Source organism: Mesorhizobium denitrificans, assembly GCF_003403035.1.
Classification (GTDB): Bacteria; Pseudomonadota; Alphaproteobacteria; order Rhizobiales; family Rhizobiaceae; genus Mesorhizobium_G; species Mesorhizobium_G denitrificans.
Genome location: NZ_QURN01000015.1, coordinates 28,581 through 44,333 on the forward strand (window position 1 = coordinate 28,581; position 15,753 = coordinate 44,333).

Consider the following 15,753-nt stretch of genomic DNA (forward strand, 5'->3'; position numbering starts at 1 on the left):
TAGGTCCTGACCTTAGGCCGCATTGCGACCCGGCACCGTTGGTGGCGAGACATGGCCAACGGGCGTAACGATCGTCAGGTCCTTATAGCCTTCAGCTTCAAGCGCCTTTGTCGCCTGCTCAACCAGGTCGTCCGCGCGGTCGATCACGCTCACGAATAGCTGACAGCCATTGCCCACCAGCCTGCGGATTGATTCCGCCCTCGCCGGTCCGCATTCCACAACCACGATTGCATAGGCCGAATCCAGCGCATCGAGGATCATCGGCAACCGACCAATCCCGCGCATCGCAATTTCGGCATCCACGGTGCCGGATGGAATCACATGCGCATCCGAGTAGAGGTCCATGTGGATCACGTCGGTAAACTGCGCCGTCGCAGCCAGCAGGTTGGTAATGCCCGGCAATGCGCTGCTGTCCAACATTGGCCTGCCCGCAACACCGCTGCTTGTCAGGTCGATCAGCAGAACACGCACGCCGGCGTCGGCAATCTCGCGCGCCACAAGCACGGATGATGCTGCCGCCTCATCCCCTTCAGGAGAAACGAAAAGCGCTCTGCCCGATCCGAGTTCAACCAGCTTGCGTGCAGCACCGGCAACGCCTGTCTCGCGCTCGTTCGTCTGCATTTCCACAGCGACAGGCCGCATCGGCACGGCCAATGGTTCCGAAGGCGGCGCAATCGCTTCGATCAGTTCAGGCTCGCGTGCCGGTTCAAGACGAGCGCCACCGGCTGGAACAGTTGCGCGCCCGGAGAAAAGCTCTCCCAGCAGCGTCAGAATAGACATTGCCAGCAATCCCGCACCGAATGACGCGCCAATAATCGGCAGCTTCTTTGGGTAATACGGCTCAGACGGCACCGTCGCCCGCGAGAATATGCGCGCGTCAGCCGGCACGTAATTCCGGTCCTGCCGCGATGATGCCTCGCGATACCGGGTCATGTAGGATTGCAGCAAATCACGCTGCGCCGCAGCCTCACGCTCCAGCGCGCGCAAATCCACTTCCTGCTCGCCAGCGCGGCCCGACTCGACTTTCAGGCGGTTCAGATCCGCGACGAGTTGCTGCTCGCGCGCACGCTCCGTATCAACCGTATTCGTCAGCCCCTTCAGAACATTGCCTGCTTCTGCCCGAATCTGGCGTTCCAGATTCGCGATCTGCGCATTCAGCGAGCGAATACGAGGATGATTCGGAAGCAGCGTGATTGAAAGGTCAGCGATCTGCGCGCGAGTCTGCGCAAGCCTGTCACGCAAATTCTGGATCAGCGGCGATGCCACGATTTCCGGCAGCGCGTCCAGCGTCGAACCACTATCCAGCGCCTTGCGAACACTTTCCAGGTTGGCCTCAGCCGTCGCGCGGTTGGCGCGAACACGTGAAAGCTCGCTCGAAAGCTCAGACAATTGCGTCGTTGAGAGAACAGTGTCGTTTTGCCCGACAATCAGCCCGTTCCTCGCGCGATATTCGGCCACCTTCGCTTCCGCATCCTTCACGCGCTTGGTGAGGTCTGCGATTTCCGGCGCCAGCCAGTCGGTTGCATCCACGTTGGAAGCGCTCTTCGCGGCCTGACTTGCAGCGACGAATTCATCGGCCAGGGCATTCGGCACTGATGCAGCCAGCTTGGGGTTTGAAGACGTGAACTCAACAACGATTACGCGCGATTTCTCAACGCGATAAACGCTCAAGTTCTCACGCAGCGTTTTCATCACGCGCTCATCGACAGGAAGCTGCGACGGGTCAGTCACAAGTCCTGTCAGTATCAGGAACTGCTTGACCGGCCCCACATCGCCAATTGCGCCGAATTCCGGCTCTGCGGCAAGGTTCAGCTTGTCCGCCGTTCTGCGAAGATTGTCGGCCGAGAGAATGACTTCTACCTGACTGGTGACGCCTTCTTCATCAAGCAAAGGCCGTTCGTTCTCGCCGGAAGCATCCGGCCGCGTGAAAACCGACTCGCGCGCCTCGATCAGCAAGCGCGTCTCCCCGCGATAAAGCGGCGTCGCGGTCCATGTAAAAAGAAATGCCGCCGCCACGAACAGCAGCGCGCCGAGCAATATGCGAAACCAATGCCGTCCGAGGCTGGCGAATAGCCTGCCCAGATCAATGTCGGCATTGTCGGCGGTGTTCTGAAACCCTGGCATTACGCCTACCCACTAGACTCGGCAGATATATGGTGAACATTCATGGTAAGCTGAGGGTTAACGTCTCATTAACGAAGCATTAGGAACTGCGAAAAATCCAACATTTACAGGCTAGAACGACCCGCCTTTACGACCCATTAACCTTAACAGTCGGATAACGAACCCAGCTGCCGCACCTGCTGCCGGGGATTCTATCGTTGAAGCAACAGCACATCGCTCTTTCGAGTCTTTTGCTTTCCGCACTTATCGCAAGCGGATGTTCGGGATATCGCCCCGCTCCGCCAGCCTTTCACCAAGGGCTGGAACAGCCTTATGTGCTCGGCGCTGGTGATCGGGTGCGCGTAACAGTATTCGAGCAGGCCAGCCTCACGAACAGCTATGCCGTTGACCAGTCCGGCTATATCTCCTTCCCGCTTGTCGGTGCCGTTCCCGCGCGCGGGCAAACCACCAAGCAGGTTGAAAAGACGCTCGCCGAAAAGTTGCGGCAGGGCTATCTGCGCGATCCTGATGTTTCGGTGGAAGTCGACCAATATCGCCCGATATTTGTCATGGGCGAAGTTGGCGCAGCCGGGCAGTATGCGTATGTTCCGGGCCTGACGGTGCAAAAGGCAGTGGCGACAGCGGGCGGTTACACGCCGCGCGCAAACCAGAGCGATGTAGACGTGACGCGAGACATCAACGGCAAAGTGATGACGGGCAGAGTGCCAATCAGCGACCCGCTCCTGCCCGGCGATACGATCTATATCCGCGAACGCCTGTTCTGATGCCGCCTTGGAAACGCGATTGCGCATTGTCCACTGCTTCCGCGCTCCAGTCGGCGGTGTATTCCGCCACGTAAGAGATCTTGCTGAAGCCCAAGCCGCCGATGGCCACGCGGTCGGTTTTGTCTGCGATTCCACCACCGGCGGCGACTATGAAGCCCGACTGTTTGCGGAAATCGAGCCGCGCCTTGCGCTCGGCATAACGCGCATTCCCATGCAGCGGCAGATTGGCCCCGGTGACGTCAGCGCTGCGCTGCGCACCTACCGTGTCCTTAAGGCGCTTGGCCCGGATGTCCTGCACGGGCACGGCGCGAAGGGCGGGCTCTACGCCCGGCTGTTCGGCACGGCGCTACGCCGCGTAAAGCGCGTCGGTCGTTTTTATTCGCCTCACGGCGGCAGCCTGCACTTCGATGAGCATTCGCTGAAAGGCAAGGCGTATTTCTCAACCGAGCGAATGCTGGAGCGCATCACAGACGGCCTGTTCTTCGTCTGCGAATACGAGCGCGAAGCCTATATCCGCAAGGTCGGCCCCATCCGAACCAAAAGCCGCATTGCTTATAATGGCCTTCGACCCGACGAATTCATTCCGGTCGAGCCCGTCGCAGACGCGCGCGACCTGCTTTTCATCGGCACACTACGCCAGTTGAAAGGCCCTGACATCTTCATCGAAGCGCTCGCGCTGGCGCAGCAATCGGCCAACCGCAAGCTAACGGCTGTCATCGTCGGCGACGGCGAATGGGAATCTAACTGCAAAAACCTCGTTGCACAGCGCGGCCTCACCGCCCAGATCGACTTCCGCCCGGCAATGCCTGCACGTTCTGCATTCGCGCTGGCGCATACGCTTGTCGTTCCGTCACGCGCCGAATCTTTCCCTTACATCGTGCTCGAAGCACTGGCCGCACAAATGCCAGTCATTGCCACGCGCGTTGGCGGCATTCCGGAGATTATGGGCGCAGAAAACCCCGTATTGTGCAGCCCTACCCCGCAGGGCTTGGCCGAAAAGCTCATCACCTTCGACGCGAACCGCGCGGCCCTTCTAGCTGCGATGCCAAACCACGCAGAGTTGCAACGCCGCTTCAGCCTGAAAGCGATGGATGAAGCCATCGTCTCGACCTACCTCCAAAAGCGGTAAACCGTCTAAATATAATACTATATTATGTCTAGACCCACCTAAGGCCGACCTTGTCGCGGAGGTGTACTGACCACACATTGCAGCAACCTAGCATTGTGCGGACTTCCAGTAATGAGCATGACCAGCGTTGTTTCAACCGTCAAAACGGTAGCGTCACGAGCAGAACATTCGGGGCTAAATCCTGTCGCCCAGCAGGTGGCGCAGCTTTATCGAAGAGACAAGCTATCGCCTGTCATGCTCGGCGGCTTCATGCAGCTTGGCGAAACCGCCCTGCTCTCCATCTTGGGCTTCGTGCTTTACATCGCCTATGTCGGCAATGAACCGGCTCTTCTGTGGAACTATCTGGGCGTTTCGCTCGGTGCAGCAGTATTCGCCGTTTTGATGCTCGATCAGGCAGATGCCTACGAGGTTCCAGCCCTGCTCCGTCCGAGAACGATCCTGCGCGCGCTGCTGATGGTGTGGAGCGCAACCTTCGCGCTCATGGCGACAGCGGCCTTTTTCACGCGCATGTCGAACGAGTTTTCGCGTGTCTGGTACGTCGCTTGGTTCTTCCTCGGCCTCGCGGCCATTCTCGTCCTTCGTTTGGTCATTTCGCGCATCGCGCGCCGCTGGGTGCGCAATGGCCGCATGGAGCGCCGCGCCATTATCGTTGGCGGCGGCAAGCGCGCCGAAAGCCTTGTCCGCGCGTTGGAACAGCAGCCCGCGAGCGACATCCGCATTTGCGGTATCTTCGACGACCGCGACGACAAGCGCTCGCCGTCTCTGGTCGCGGGTCATCCAAAGCTCGGCACAATCGCCGAACTCATCGAATTTGGCCGCATCGCGCGCATCGATATGCTGATCGTATCTCTGCCGCTGACCGCAGAAAACCGCGTGCGCTCGCTTCTGAAAGATTTGTGGGTGCTGCCGGTGGATATCCGCCTGTCAGCTCACGCCGGCGATCTGAGCTTCCGTCCACGCACCTATTCCTACATCGGCAACGTCCCGATGTTCGATCTTTACGACCGGCCTATCAGCAATTGGGACTCCGTCGCCAAGCGCTGCTTCGATCTCATTTTCGGCCTTTTCGCGCTGCTGCTTGTTTCGCCGATCATGCTGCTCACGGCGCTGGCCATAAAACTCGACAGCAAGGGCCCGGTGTTTTTCCGGCAGAAGCGGCACGGTTTCAACAATGAAGTCATCGACGTCTACAAGTTCCGGTCGATGTACACCGACCGCGCGGACCCGACTGGCCGCAACGCAGTTCGTCGCGGCGATCCGCGTGTCACCCGCGTCGGGCGCTTCATCCGAAAGACCTCGATCGATGAACTGCCCCAGCTTTTCAACGTGCTGAACGGCAGCCTTTCACTTGTTGGCCCGCGTCCACACGTCATGTCGGCTGTCGCTCGCGACAAGCTCTATCACGAGGTTGTCGAAGGCTATTTCGCCCGCCACCGTGTCAAGCCCGGAATCACCGGCTGGGCACAGATCAACGGCCTGCGCGGCGAAACGGATACGGTCGAAAAGATCCGTATGCGCACGGAGCACGACCTCTATTACATCGAGAACTGGTCGATCTGGTTCGACTTGAAAATATTGTTGCTCACGCCACTGAGCCTGCTCAATACGGAGAATGCGTATTGACCGCTCAGGTGTCAGAGCAGGCGCATCAAGCGAAGCTCATCTCGCTTGCTGCCGCCGGTTCGATCTTCCTCGGCGTCGGTCTTTCCGGCTTCGTGCTGGGTGAGCCTGCGCCGTACGAGATTTACATGGCAGCGCTGATCGGTGTTTGGTTCGTGTTCGGCCTCGCGATTTCGCGCACGGTTGCAGTGCTGCTTTGCATCGTCACTGTCTTCAATGTCGGCGGTGCGCTTGCCATTCTGCAGATGGCGCACCCGGACGACGCGCCGCTCTACATCGCCGTTTCGCTGTTCCTCGGGCTGACATCCGTATTTTTTGCCGCAGCCCTGGAAAAGCATCCAAACCTCTACGCGACGGTATTTCAGGCATGGATCACCGCTGCTGTCCTCACGTCCTTTCTGGCGATCAACGGATATTTCGGACTGCTGCCAGGCAGCGAGGTTTTCACCCGCTATGGCCGCGCCAGCGGCGCGTTCCAGGACCCGAACGTCTTCGGCCCGTTCCTCGTCGCCCCTGCAACGTTCCTGCTCTACCGCCTCTATACGGGCGCGCTGTCGCGGTTTGTGATTTACGTCCCGCTTTTCCTTGTCCTGCTCGCAGGCATCTTTCTCTCCTTCTCGCGCGGCGCGTGGGGCCTGTTTTTGCTGTCGGCGCTGCTGCTCACCATCATCCTGCTAGGGCAGCGCACGCGCGGCGCCACCAAATTGCGCATTGTCGTGCTCTGCATTCTGGCTACAGCCGGCGCAGTTCTTGCGCTTCTGGCAATCCTTCAATTGCCGGGCGTCGGTGAATTGTTCAGCGCACGCGCCCATCTCGAACAGGACTATGACGGCGGCAAGTTTGGCCGTTTCGGCCGCTATAGCATCGGGCTTGATATGGCGATGCAAAACCCCTTCGGAATCGGGCCGCTCGTATTTGGCAAGCTGCTGGGCGAAGACACCCATAATATCTGGCTGAAAGCTTTGCTGGATTACGGCTGGATAGGCTTTGCGGCCTATGCGCTGCTCATCATCATCACGCTTGCGGTGGGCGCAAAGCTGCTGTTCAAGCAGCATTGGTGGCAGCCATATTTTATCTGTGCCTATGTCACGCTGCTCGGCCATGTTCTGCTTGGCTCGATCATCGACACCGACCACTGGCGGCACTTCTACGTGTTGGTCGGCCTTGTCTGGGGTGCGATTGCGCTCGATGCGCGCAGTGCATCCTCAGCAGCGCCAAAAAACGTGGTCAGTATCCCTGCCAGAGCGAAATCCCCAGACCGACTAGCAAGTCAAGAATAAACCCGAGCGGCCCGGTTATGAGCAGGCCAAGCAACGGGCCCTGATTTGCTTCGGGCGTAACGATCACGGGACCGACAAATCCACCTAAGAAGCCGATAGCTCCCAAGACAATTGCCCATCGAAGCATGGTCCGAAGCATTTATGCCAATTCCTCCAGGCGCGCGCGCAGGCGAGTGAGCGGTGGATCACACCACCAGGTAGGATTAATCTCTGTCGGGCGCGCCTAGTGGGAAAAATTTGCGATATGGCCGCGCCTCGTCAACGACCCTGGCGACGGAAGGGCGCGATAAAAGCCGCGCTCTGTAATCTCTGACTGCGCTAAAGCGCTCTGAAATCGGATGTACCCAGTCGGAGTAAAAGAGCGCAGGTGCGGCGGCACAGTCCGCAATCGTAAACCGATCACAGGTTGCCCACTCTTTCCCTTGCAAGCGGGGTTCGAGCCAAGCATATGCTCGATCCAGCAACGTGTGGGCGTCGGTAACGCCGCGTGCATCGCGCTCTTGCTCAGCGCGCAAGCTATCCCCGACAATTCTCTGCATCGGAGCATGGATATAATCATCGAATATGTCCGCCATCATGCGAGCCTCAATTGCTTTGCCCGGCTCCCCTATTGGGATCATCGGGACGGCACTTCCATGAAAGAGGTCGAGGTATTCGATCACAGCGTTGCTCTCGGTGATCTCATTTTCCCCGTCGACCAACGCGGGAAATTGTCCCGTAGGCGATAGTTCAGCAATACGCCTCTGATGCTCAGGGTGATCAGGATCAACAATTCTGAATTCGAATGCCACATCGCGCTCATACAGAGCAATTAGCGGTTTCCAGACAAAAGACGCGAATGGATGGCCATAAAGCACAATAGTCATGTTTGGCTCCAGTTATGAAAGTTAGCTACGCAAGCGGTCAGTTCGCGATTCTGCCGCTCTAAAATCTACCCAAGGACGCGCGAAGAGTCGTCACGCCGACAGCAGACCATTTTTTTCATCGTTGAAGTAGGCTTCATTGCATGACCCCTCTGCAACGGAGCGCGCAATCCTTGGGTCGCGGGCCTCCAAATATGACCCGAGAACGCGAGAACAGACGGGTTTTAAGTCGATCCGCAACCCCAAGGTAGCGCAACGCCTCTCACCCCGCCGTTCACGAGCCGAATAAAGCCATTTCTGTCATTTGTGTCCGAAAGGGCTACAGGGTTTCCCCTGTCCTGCTTTCCTCAAATATTCTCGTACTTCGTTACCCGGTGGCGACCCAAATATAAAAATCGTCCAAAAGGACATAAACATGGGGCTAAATTATTGATTTAAATGGTCGGAGCGACAGGATTCGAACCTGCGACCCCTTGACCCCCAGTCAAGTGCGCTACCGGGCTGCGCTACGCTCCGAACCGGGCAAACGCTTAGCGTTTCGCTTCGCCCGCCGCAAGCGCAAATAAGGCTTTGGACGATTTAGTTGCAGCAAATTTGCGCGCAGTTACCGAACCTGATCCAGCAAGCGCTTGCATTCAAGCAAATCGAACAGCGCTTCTTGCAATAACGCGCGGTTGTCGCGCGAGAGCTTGCCGGAATCCGCCGTAACCGGCCCATCTTCGGACTTTCCCAGCCCAAAAAAGCGCTTCGAAGGCTTCACCTTCGATTCGCCAACCAGCAATTCATCGTCCAAAGAGCGCAACGCAGGCGATGCGTTCGCCGCCGCCTCGGCTGCGGCCTCAGCCTGTTTGCGCTGGGTGATAGCATCCACTGCCGCCAGATCGCCGTTGCCCAAAGCCACAATGAACTGGTTGCCGTTTTCCTTCAGCAGTTTCTGGACGCCTTTGATCGTATAGCCTTGATCATAGAGCATGTAGCGAATGCCCTTGATAAGCTCGACGTCCTGCGGGCGATAGTAGCGCCTGCCGCCACCGCGCTTCATCGGCTTGATCTGGTTAAACCGCGTCTCCCAAAAGCGCAGCACATGCTGCGGCAGGTCGAGATCCTCGGCAACCTCACTGATTGTTCTGAACGCGTCTGGGCTCTTCTCGATCACGGCGCACCTCCGTGGGGCGAATCGATACTCTATTTCAGCGGCTTACGCGCCGATATTCAACCCAAACGCACAAAAGAGCCAGTGGATAGTTCGAGAGATTTTACTTGGCCGCCTTGGCCTTGCGCTGATTATGCGAGCGCAGGATGCGGTTCTTAAGCACGTTTGACGCCTTGAACGTCATAACGCGACGCGGCAGAATCGGCACTTCTTCGCCCGTTTTCGGGTTGCGGCCGATGCGTTCGTTCTTGTCGCGAACCTGAAATGTCGCGAACGACGACAACTTTACAGATTCACCGCGAACGATAGCGTCGCAAATCTCATCAAGCACAGACTCGACAAGATCCGCGGATTCCGTGCGGGAAAGTCCCACCTTTCGATAAACGGCTTCAGCGAGGTCAGCGCGTGTGACAGTCTTACCGCTCATGGAGCCGTCGCCCTATTGTTCTGAAATTACAGGTCAAAATGAAACCGCGCGACGTTAGAAAAATGCCGCCGCTAGGTCAAGGACTGCAAACACTCTTTATTTCACCAGCGAAGCAGAACCGCGCCCCAAGTGAACCCGCCGCCCATAGCTTCCAGCAAAACAAGGTCCCCTTTTTTGATGCGGCCATCGTTTACAGCGGTCGAAAGTGCCAGCGGAACCGACGCCGCCGATGTATTTCCGTGCAAATCTACCGTGATAACTACTTTTTCTTCTGCAATTCCAAGCTTTTTGGCGGAAGCGTCAATAATCCGCTTGTTTGCTTGGTGTGGCACAAACCAGTCCAGATCGTCAGCCGTAATTCCCGCTGCGGAGAACGTCGCTTCAATCACATCGGTAATCATGCCCACCGCATGCTTGAAAACTTCGCGCCCTTCCATCCGCAAATGGCCGACCGTGCCCGTGGTTGAAGGCCCGCCATCAACGAACAGCTTGTCCTTGTGCTGTCCGTCCGAGCGCAGGCTCGCGGCGAGAATGCCACTATCCGACACAGCGCCGTCGCCCTCCGCCGCTTCCAGCAGCACCGCGCCTGCTCCGTCGCCGAACAGCACACAGGTCGAGCGGTCATTCCAGTCGAGAATGCGCGAGAAAGTCTCCGCACCGATCACGAGCACGCGCTTTGCCAGCCCGCCGCGGATATAAAGATCAGCGGTCGTAATGGCATAGACGAAACCACTGCACACGGCCTGCATATCGAACGCAAAGCCATTGCTCATGCCGAGACGGTGTTGAATCTCCACCGCCGTCGCAGGAAACGTGTTGTTCGGCGTCGAGGTCGCCAGAATAATGAGGTCGAGATCACTGGCCTCAAGCCCGGCATTGGCAAGTGCTGCACGCGCAGCCGCCTCGCCGAGTGAGGCCGTCGTCTCATCATCCGCCGCCACATGGCGTTGCCGAATGCCCGTGCGCTGCACGATCCATTCGTCGGAAGTCTCAACGACACCTTCGAAATCCGTATTTTTCATAATCCGGCGCGGCAACGCCGAACCGGTTGCGCGCACAATCGACCTGATCAAGCGTCTGTTCCTATATCAGTATCTTCCGCTTCGTCCTCAGGCCCCAGACCTGCCGATTGCGGATATTTTGCATGGAAAAGGTCGAGATCGGCTTCGATCCTGTCGAGCAGCCTGTTTCGAACCATATCGTAGGCCACCTCAATGGCAGCCGCGAAACCTTCGGCATCGGTGCCACCATGGCTTTTCACCACAATGCCATTGAGGCCCAGAAAAACACCGCCATTGGAGCGGCGCGGGTCCATTTTCTCGCGCAGGAAATCAAACGCTCCCTTGGCCAGCACATAGCCGATGCGCGACATCAGCGTGCGGCTCATGGCGCTGCGCAGGTAGGAAGCCATTTGCTTCGCCGTTCCTTCCGCAGTCTTGAGCGCAATATTTCCGGCGAAACCTTCGGTCACGACCACATCAGATGTGCCCTTGCCAATGTCGTCGCCTTCGACAAAGCCGATGTAATCGAGCGATGCGAGGTTCGACGCCTTGAGCATACGCCCGGCGTCCTTCACCTCTTCCTGCCCCTTCACCTCTTCGACGCCAATGTTGAGCAGCCCCACGGTCGGACGCTCGATCTCAAACAGCGCGCGCGCCATGGCTGCGCCGAGAATCGCAAAATCGGTGAGCTGCTGCGCATCCGCGCCGATTGTCGCGCCGACGTCCAGCACCACGCTCTCGCTGCGCAGCGTCGGCCAGATGCACGCAATCGCCGGGCGCTCGATATTCGCCATTGTGCGCAGACAGAATTTCGACATCGCCATCAGCGCGCCGGTATTGCCCGCTGAGACACATGCATCCGCCTCGCCGGTTTTCACCGCTTCGATAGCCTTCCACATGGACGACTTCCAGCGCCCATGCCGTAGCGCAGCGCTGGGCTTGTCGTCCATCTTGACCATAACGTCGCAATGAAACACCTGGCTCACAGCCGCTATGCGCGGATGCTTCTCCAGTACGGGCCGGATGGCCTCCTCGCGTCCGTAAATGAGAAAACGCACATCGCCGCGCCGTTCCGCCACCTGCGCGAGCGCCGGCAGAATGGTTTGCGGACCGTGGTCCCCGCCCATTGCATCGATGGAAATTCGGATCAACCGGTTAACCTTTGTTCATTGACAGGCAGTCTCCTGCCTGCGTGGCGCGAAAATAGCGCTTTTGCGCTTCTGCACAACCGCCGAATCTCCACTTACTTCTTAGATAATGCTTCGCGCAACTTCTCTGCAAAAGAGCCGCCCTCTTCTGCCTCATGCGCATCTTCCTCTTCCGAGGCCTCAATCGAAGCACCCTGCTTGCGTGGATACGGATCGATCCCTAGCCCGAAAAATTCTTCGGCTAAAGCTCCAACATCAATTAAATCACCTGAAAATGTTTCAGGGCTGTCTGGTCCCTCTGCATCCAGCACGATCTCGCCACCAATTCCGAAGCCTTCCCGGCCGAGCTTCGAACTTTCCGGCAGAAAAACGGAATCGATCTCCTCATCGATCTTGTTTTCCACCGGTTCCAGCGTAACGACACAGCTTTGAACGATTTTGGCCTGCACGCGGCCCGTCACTTTCACGCCGTTGCGCTTCCACGGCGCAACCAGCAGATTCGCGACAAACGAATCAACCTGTTGAAGTTCATGAACTTCGGCCAGCTCCGCGCGCTGTTTTTCGGTTGCATCAATGCGCACGGGCATCCCTTTTTGCGGTAGCCGCGCGACATTTACCGTAAACGAAACCGGGCTTCGTTCGATATGTGGTTCACGTTCGCGCAACATCATTCTCCCGTCGATCCCGCTGTTGGAAACCGTAGACGACCCGCAAGAACGTCCGCTTCGCTTTGCGCACGAAGCGTGGCGTCGGCCTCCAAGGCATAGCGCGCCAACGCCCCTCCAAACATCCATTCCGGCTGCCCCGGCACAACGTTGCGGGCCAGGGCCGCCGCCAGCGCAGGCCCATCATTTGCATCAAGCGCATCACCATAAGACCCGGCGCGCCCATAAAACATTTTCGCAAGCTTTTTCATACGCTTGGGAACAGAAACGTCACCAATTCCCAACTCGCGCAATGAGTGATCGACCTCGGTGAAAAACGTGTCGGTCAGCTCCTGCGCAATGTCACGCTCGGCCTGCACACCATGTATAAGCCTGCGCATTGCGAGAATCATGTGCAGCGATATCATTTCGAATCGACCCAGCGGCGTATCCGGTACATTCCAGGCCGAATAAAAGTGCGGTTGCCGCGCCGCCGCCACGATTGCTGCGTAAAGGGCGCCGGTGACTTCCCGGTTGCTTTCGCGCTCGCGATTGAAAAAACGCTGGAAAATCACAATTGGTCGGGCCTTTCGATTGCGGTCCGCGCTGGTTGCATAGGACAAAAAGCTGGTTTACCGCTTCTGCGGCACCGTGCAAGGGCATTGGGCATCTGAGGGAGTTGTTGTTGAGCGCATCGGTTTTCAAGAGCCCGGCGGGACGCGGCTTCGCGTTAACGGCGAGCCTGCTGGCGGCAGGTCTGGTTTCAGGCTGCAATACTGCAAAGACATTCGGCGATCTCACGCCATCCGAAACGCTGAGCCAGGGCTATGTCGTGGATCAGCAGGCCATCGATATGGTTCCAATCGGCTCCAGCCGCGAGCAGGTGATGTTGGCGCTCGGCAGCCCCTCCACCACTGCAACCTTCGATAACGAAGCGTTCTATTACATTTCGCAGACGCGCCGGCGTTCCGTTGCGTTTTCCAAGCCCAAGCTTGTCGATCAGCGCGTTCTCGCCGTGTATTTCGGCCCCGACGACCGCGTGACGCAGATTGCGAACTACGGCATGAAAGACGGCAAGCTGTTCGACTTCGTGTCGCGCACCACGCCGACGGGCGGCAAGGACCGCACCTTCCTCGGCCAGATTCTCGCCGGACCCGGCGACGACACCGACCTGACCAAGACGCTGCTCGGCGGCTGATCCGGTTTCAGTCAGCAAACCAAACAAAAACCCGCGGGATCGCTCCCGCGGGTTTTCCGTTTCGTCGGTGGGTTTACGCTGCGCCGTGCGCGAGCACAGCGAGCAACAACAGCGCGACGATGTTGGTGATCTTGATCGCCGGATTCACAGCCGGACCAGCCGTATCCTTGTAAGGATCGCCGACCGTATCGCCTGTGACCGAAGCCTTGTGAGCTTCCGAACCCTTGAGGTGCTTCACGCCGTCCTTGTCAGTGAAGCCGTCTTCAAACGACTTCTTCGCATTGTCCCATGCGCCACCGCCGGAGGTCATCGAAATCGCCACGAACAGGCCATTCACGATGACACCAAGCAACGATGCACCGAGCGCCGCGAAAGCCGAAGCCTTTGAGCCCGAGATCAACAGCACGCCGAAATAAACGACGAGCGGGGCCAGCACAGGCAGAAGCGACGGAATGACCATCTCCTTGATCGCGGCACGGGTCAGAAGGTCCACAGCGCGCGCATAGTTCGGCTTGGAGGTGCCCTTCATGATGCCCGGATCTTCGCGGAACTGCTTGCGCACTTCCTCGACGATTGAACCCGCCGCACGGCCAACTGCCGTCATGGCGATGCCACCGAACAGATAAGGGATCAGACCGCCGAAGATCAGGCCCGCGACGACATAGGGATTCGACAGATCGAACGACACCGTCCCGACATCCGCGAAGTACGGATATTGGGCGGCATTTTCCGTGAAGAACCGCAGATCGTAGCTATAGGCAGCAAACAGCACGAGCGCGCCGAGGCCCGCCGAGCCAATCGCATAGCCCTTGGTCACGGCCTTGGTCGTGTTGCCCACCGCGTCGAGCGCGTCGGTCGATTGGCGCACTTCTTTCGGCAGGCCGGCCATTTCGGCGATGCCGCCGGCATTGTCCGTGACCGGGCCAAACGCGTCCAGCGCGACGATCATACCGGCAAGGCCGAGCATGGTCGTAACTGCGATGGCCGTGCCGAACAGGCCCGCGAGCTGGTAGGTTCCGATAATGCCGCCAACGATCACCAGCGCAGGCAGCGCCGTCGATTCCAGCGAAACCGCAAGACCCTGAATGACGTTGGTGCCGTGGCCCGTTACCGAAGCCTGTGCGATGGAGTTCACCGGGCGCTTGTTGGTTCCGGTGTAATATTCGGTGATGACAACGATCAGCGCCGTAACCACCAGCCCAAGCAGACCGCAGGTGAACAGGCTCGTGCCTGTTATCGGCATTCCGCCAACACTGCCAATCTCGCCCCAGCCAATCGTCATCTGCGTTGCTGCAGCAAGGCCGACGATGGACAGCAGACCCGTCACGATCAGGCCCTTGTAGAGCGCGCCCATGATGGACCCGTTCGCGCCGAGCTTGACGAAGAACGTGCCGACGATTGAGGTCAGAATGCACGCGCCGCAAATCGCCAGCGGATAGATCATCACGGAGCCGAGCGTTGCGGTTCCTGCGAAGAAGATCGCGGCCAACACCATTGTCGCCACAACCGTCACGGCATACGTTTCGAACAGGTCGGCAGCCATACCGGCGCAATCGCCAACATTGTCGCCGACATTGTCCGCGATGGTTGCCGGGTTACGCGGATCATCTTCCGGAATGCCGGCTTCAACCTTGCCGACGAGATCGCCGCCGACGTCTGCGCCCTTGGTGAAGATGCCACCGCCAAGACGTGCAAAGATCGAGATCAACGATGCGCCGAAACCGAGCGCGACCAGCGCATCGATCACAACGCGGTCAGCCGGCTGGTGCCCCATCGGTCCGATCAGGATCCAGAAGTAGACCGACACGCCGAGCAGCGCGAGACCAGCCACCAGCAGACCCGTGATAGCGCCCGACTTGAACGCGATGTCGAGGCCAGCCGAAAGGCTGTTCGATGCGGCCTGCGCGGTGCGAACATTGGCTCTAACCGAAACGTGCATGCCGATGAATCCGGCGACGCCCGAAAGCACCGCACCGATCAGAAAACCGATCGCGGCAGTCGATGACAGCAGCCACCATGCAAGCAAAAAGACGACGACGCCCACAATCGCAATCGTTGTGTACTGACGTGTCAGGTAAGCTTGCGCCCCCTCTCGGATGGCGGCTGAAATTTCCTGCATGCGTGCATTGCCTTGGTCGGCCGCCAGGACCGACTGGGTTGCCCAGATCGCGTAAACGATGGACAGCACGCCGCAGAGAATGACTACGTAAAGCATTGTCATTTGCGGAACATTCCTCAGGATATGGCCCCTAAGATCCTCTCCACGGGCCGTGCGAAGTTTTGAAAAGGCCAAACGCCTCTCACCCATTCGTTGCGGCTTTTACCGAACGGGTCAAGTCGCCGTCAAATGTTGGATGCAATTCTGCCCAGCTTTTGCCGAATTTGCATCAGGCACGGCCGCG

The 15,753-nt window shown here is 58.4% G+C and carries 14 protein-coding genes and 1 tRNA gene; 5 read left to right on the plus strand and 10 right to left on the minus strand.

Annotated elements, in window-relative coordinates:
- Window positions 1-12: 12 nt before the first annotated feature.
- On the minus strand, window positions 13-2,124 hold the full coding sequence (locus DY251_RS17400) for a GumC family protein (protein ID WP_116625186.1): 2,112 nt from the start codon (window positions 2,122-2,124) through the stop codon (window positions 13-15).
- 197 nt (window positions 2,125-2,321) lie between these two features.
- Between DY251_RS17400 and DY251_RS17405 the strand changes: the two genes are divergently transcribed.
- The 4 genes from DY251_RS17405 (at window position 2,322) to DY251_RS17420 (ending at window position 6,917) form a co-directional block, all read left to right on the plus strand.
- A complete protein-coding gene (locus DY251_RS17405; RefSeq protein ID WP_425373314.1) occupies window positions 2,322-2,888 on the plus strand; it encodes a polysaccharide biosynthesis/export family protein in 567 nt (188 codons plus the stop codon).
- A 7-nt stretch (window positions 2,889-2,895) separates the two neighbouring features.
- Window positions 2,896-4,017, plus strand: coding sequence for a glycosyltransferase family 4 protein (locus DY251_RS17410; RefSeq protein WP_116625187.1), 1,122 nt, complete (start codon window positions 2,896-2,898; stop codon window positions 4,015-4,017).
- A 117-nt stretch (window positions 4,018-4,134) separates the two neighbouring features.
- Window positions 4,135-5,640, plus strand: coding sequence for an undecaprenyl-phosphate glucose phosphotransferase (locus tag DY251_RS17415; protein WP_137113833.1), 1,506 nt, complete (start codon window positions 4,135-4,137; stop codon window positions 5,638-5,640).
- On the plus strand, window positions 5,637-6,917 hold the full coding sequence (locus DY251_RS17420; protein ID WP_116625189.1) for an O-antigen ligase family protein: 1,281 nt from the start codon (window positions 5,637-5,639) through the stop codon (window positions 6,915-6,917). The genes DY251_RS17415 and DY251_RS17420 overlap by 4 nt, the downstream gene beginning before the upstream one ends.
- A 203-nt stretch (window positions 6,918-7,120) precedes the next feature.
- Here the strand turns inward: DY251_RS17420 and DY251_RS17425 are convergent, their stop codons facing one another.
- From DY251_RS17425 to DY251_RS17460, 8 genes are all read right to left on the minus strand, one after another.
- On the minus strand, window positions 7,121-7,783 hold the full coding sequence (locus DY251_RS17425; protein WP_116625190.1) for a glutathione S-transferase family protein: 663 nt from the start codon (window positions 7,781-7,783) through the stop codon (window positions 7,121-7,123).
- 436 nt (window positions 7,784-8,219) lie between these two features.
- Window positions 8,220-8,296: transfer RNA gene (locus DY251_RS17430), tRNA-Pro, on the minus strand.
- Between the two features lie 88 nt (window positions 8,297-8,384).
- Window positions 8,385-8,933 (minus strand): MerR family transcriptional regulator, encoded by a 549-nt coding sequence (locus DY251_RS17435; protein ID WP_116625248.1) that lies wholly within the window; start codon window positions 8,931-8,933, stop codon window positions 8,385-8,387.
- A 103-nt stretch (window positions 8,934-9,036) separates the two neighbouring features.
- Window positions 9,037-9,360, minus strand: coding sequence for an integration host factor subunit alpha (locus DY251_RS17440; protein ID WP_116625191.1), 324 nt, complete (start codon window positions 9,358-9,360; stop codon window positions 9,037-9,039).
- 101 nt (window positions 9,361-9,461) lie between these two features.
- Window positions 9,462-10,433, minus strand: coding sequence for a beta-ketoacyl-ACP synthase III (locus DY251_RS17445; RefSeq protein ID WP_116625192.1), 972 nt, complete (start codon window positions 10,431-10,433; stop codon window positions 9,462-9,464).
- Window positions 10,430-11,512, minus strand: a complete 1,083-nt coding sequence (gene plsX, locus DY251_RS17450) for a phosphate acyltransferase PlsX (protein WP_116625193.1) — start codon at window positions 11,510-11,512, stop codon at window positions 10,430-10,432. Before plsX ends, DY251_RS17445 begins: the two co-directional genes overlap by 4 nt.
- A gap of 92 nt (window positions 11,513-11,604) precedes the next feature.
- A complete protein-coding gene (locus tag DY251_RS17455; RefSeq protein ID WP_245416020.1) occupies window positions 11,605-12,180 on the minus strand; it encodes a YceD family protein in 576 nt (191 codons plus the stop codon).
- The gene (locus DY251_RS17460; RefSeq protein ID WP_116625251.1) at window positions 12,177-12,725 is read right to left on the minus strand and encodes a ubiquinol-cytochrome C chaperone family protein; all 549 of its coding nucleotides are present in this window, start codon (window positions 12,723-12,725) and stop codon (window positions 12,177-12,179) included. The genes DY251_RS17455 and DY251_RS17460 overlap by 4 nt, the downstream gene beginning before the upstream one ends.
- 113 nt (window positions 12,726-12,838) lie before the next feature.
- Between DY251_RS17460 and DY251_RS17465 the strand changes: the two genes are divergently transcribed.
- Entirely contained in the window at window positions 12,839-13,351 is a 513-nt protein-coding gene (locus DY251_RS17465; protein WP_170971399.1) for an outer membrane protein assembly factor BamE, read from the plus strand.
- Between the two features lie 73 nt (window positions 13,352-13,424).
- Here DY251_RS17465 and DY251_RS17470 read toward each other — a convergent pair whose 3' ends face one another.
- Window positions 13,425-15,572 (minus strand): sodium-translocating pyrophosphatase, encoded by a 2,148-nt coding sequence (locus tag DY251_RS17470; protein WP_116625194.1) that lies wholly within the window; start codon window positions 15,570-15,572, stop codon window positions 13,425-13,427.
- Window positions 15,573-15,753 lie beyond the last annotated feature (181 nt).

What these genes read in the sequence shown, in the direction of transcription:
- DY251_RS17400 (WP_116625186.1), bottom strand. Translation starts at nt 2,124, where the DNA reads ATGCCAGGGTTTCAGAACACCGCCGACAATGCCGACATTGATCTGGGC.
- DY251_RS17415 (WP_137113833.1), top strand. Translation starts at nt 4,135, where the DNA reads ATGACCAGCGTTGTTTCAACCGTCAAAACGGTAGCGTCACGAGCAGAA.
- DY251_RS17425 (WP_116625190.1), bottom strand. Translation starts at nt 7,783, where the DNA reads ATGACTATTGTGCTTTATGGCCATCCATTCGCGTCTTTTGTCTGGAAA.
- DY251_RS17440 (WP_116625191.1), bottom strand. Translation starts at nt 9,360, where the DNA reads ATGAGCGGTAAGACTGTCACACGCGCTGACCTCGCTGAAGCCGTTTAT.
- DY251_RS17455 (WP_245416020.1), bottom strand. Translation starts at nt 12,180, where the DNA reads ATGATGTTGCGCGAACGTGAACCACATATCGAACGAAGCCCGGTTTCG.
- DY251_RS17470 (WP_116625194.1), bottom strand. Translation starts at nt 15,572, where the DNA reads ATGACAATGCTTTACGTAGTCATTCTCTGCGGCGTGCTGTCCATCGTT.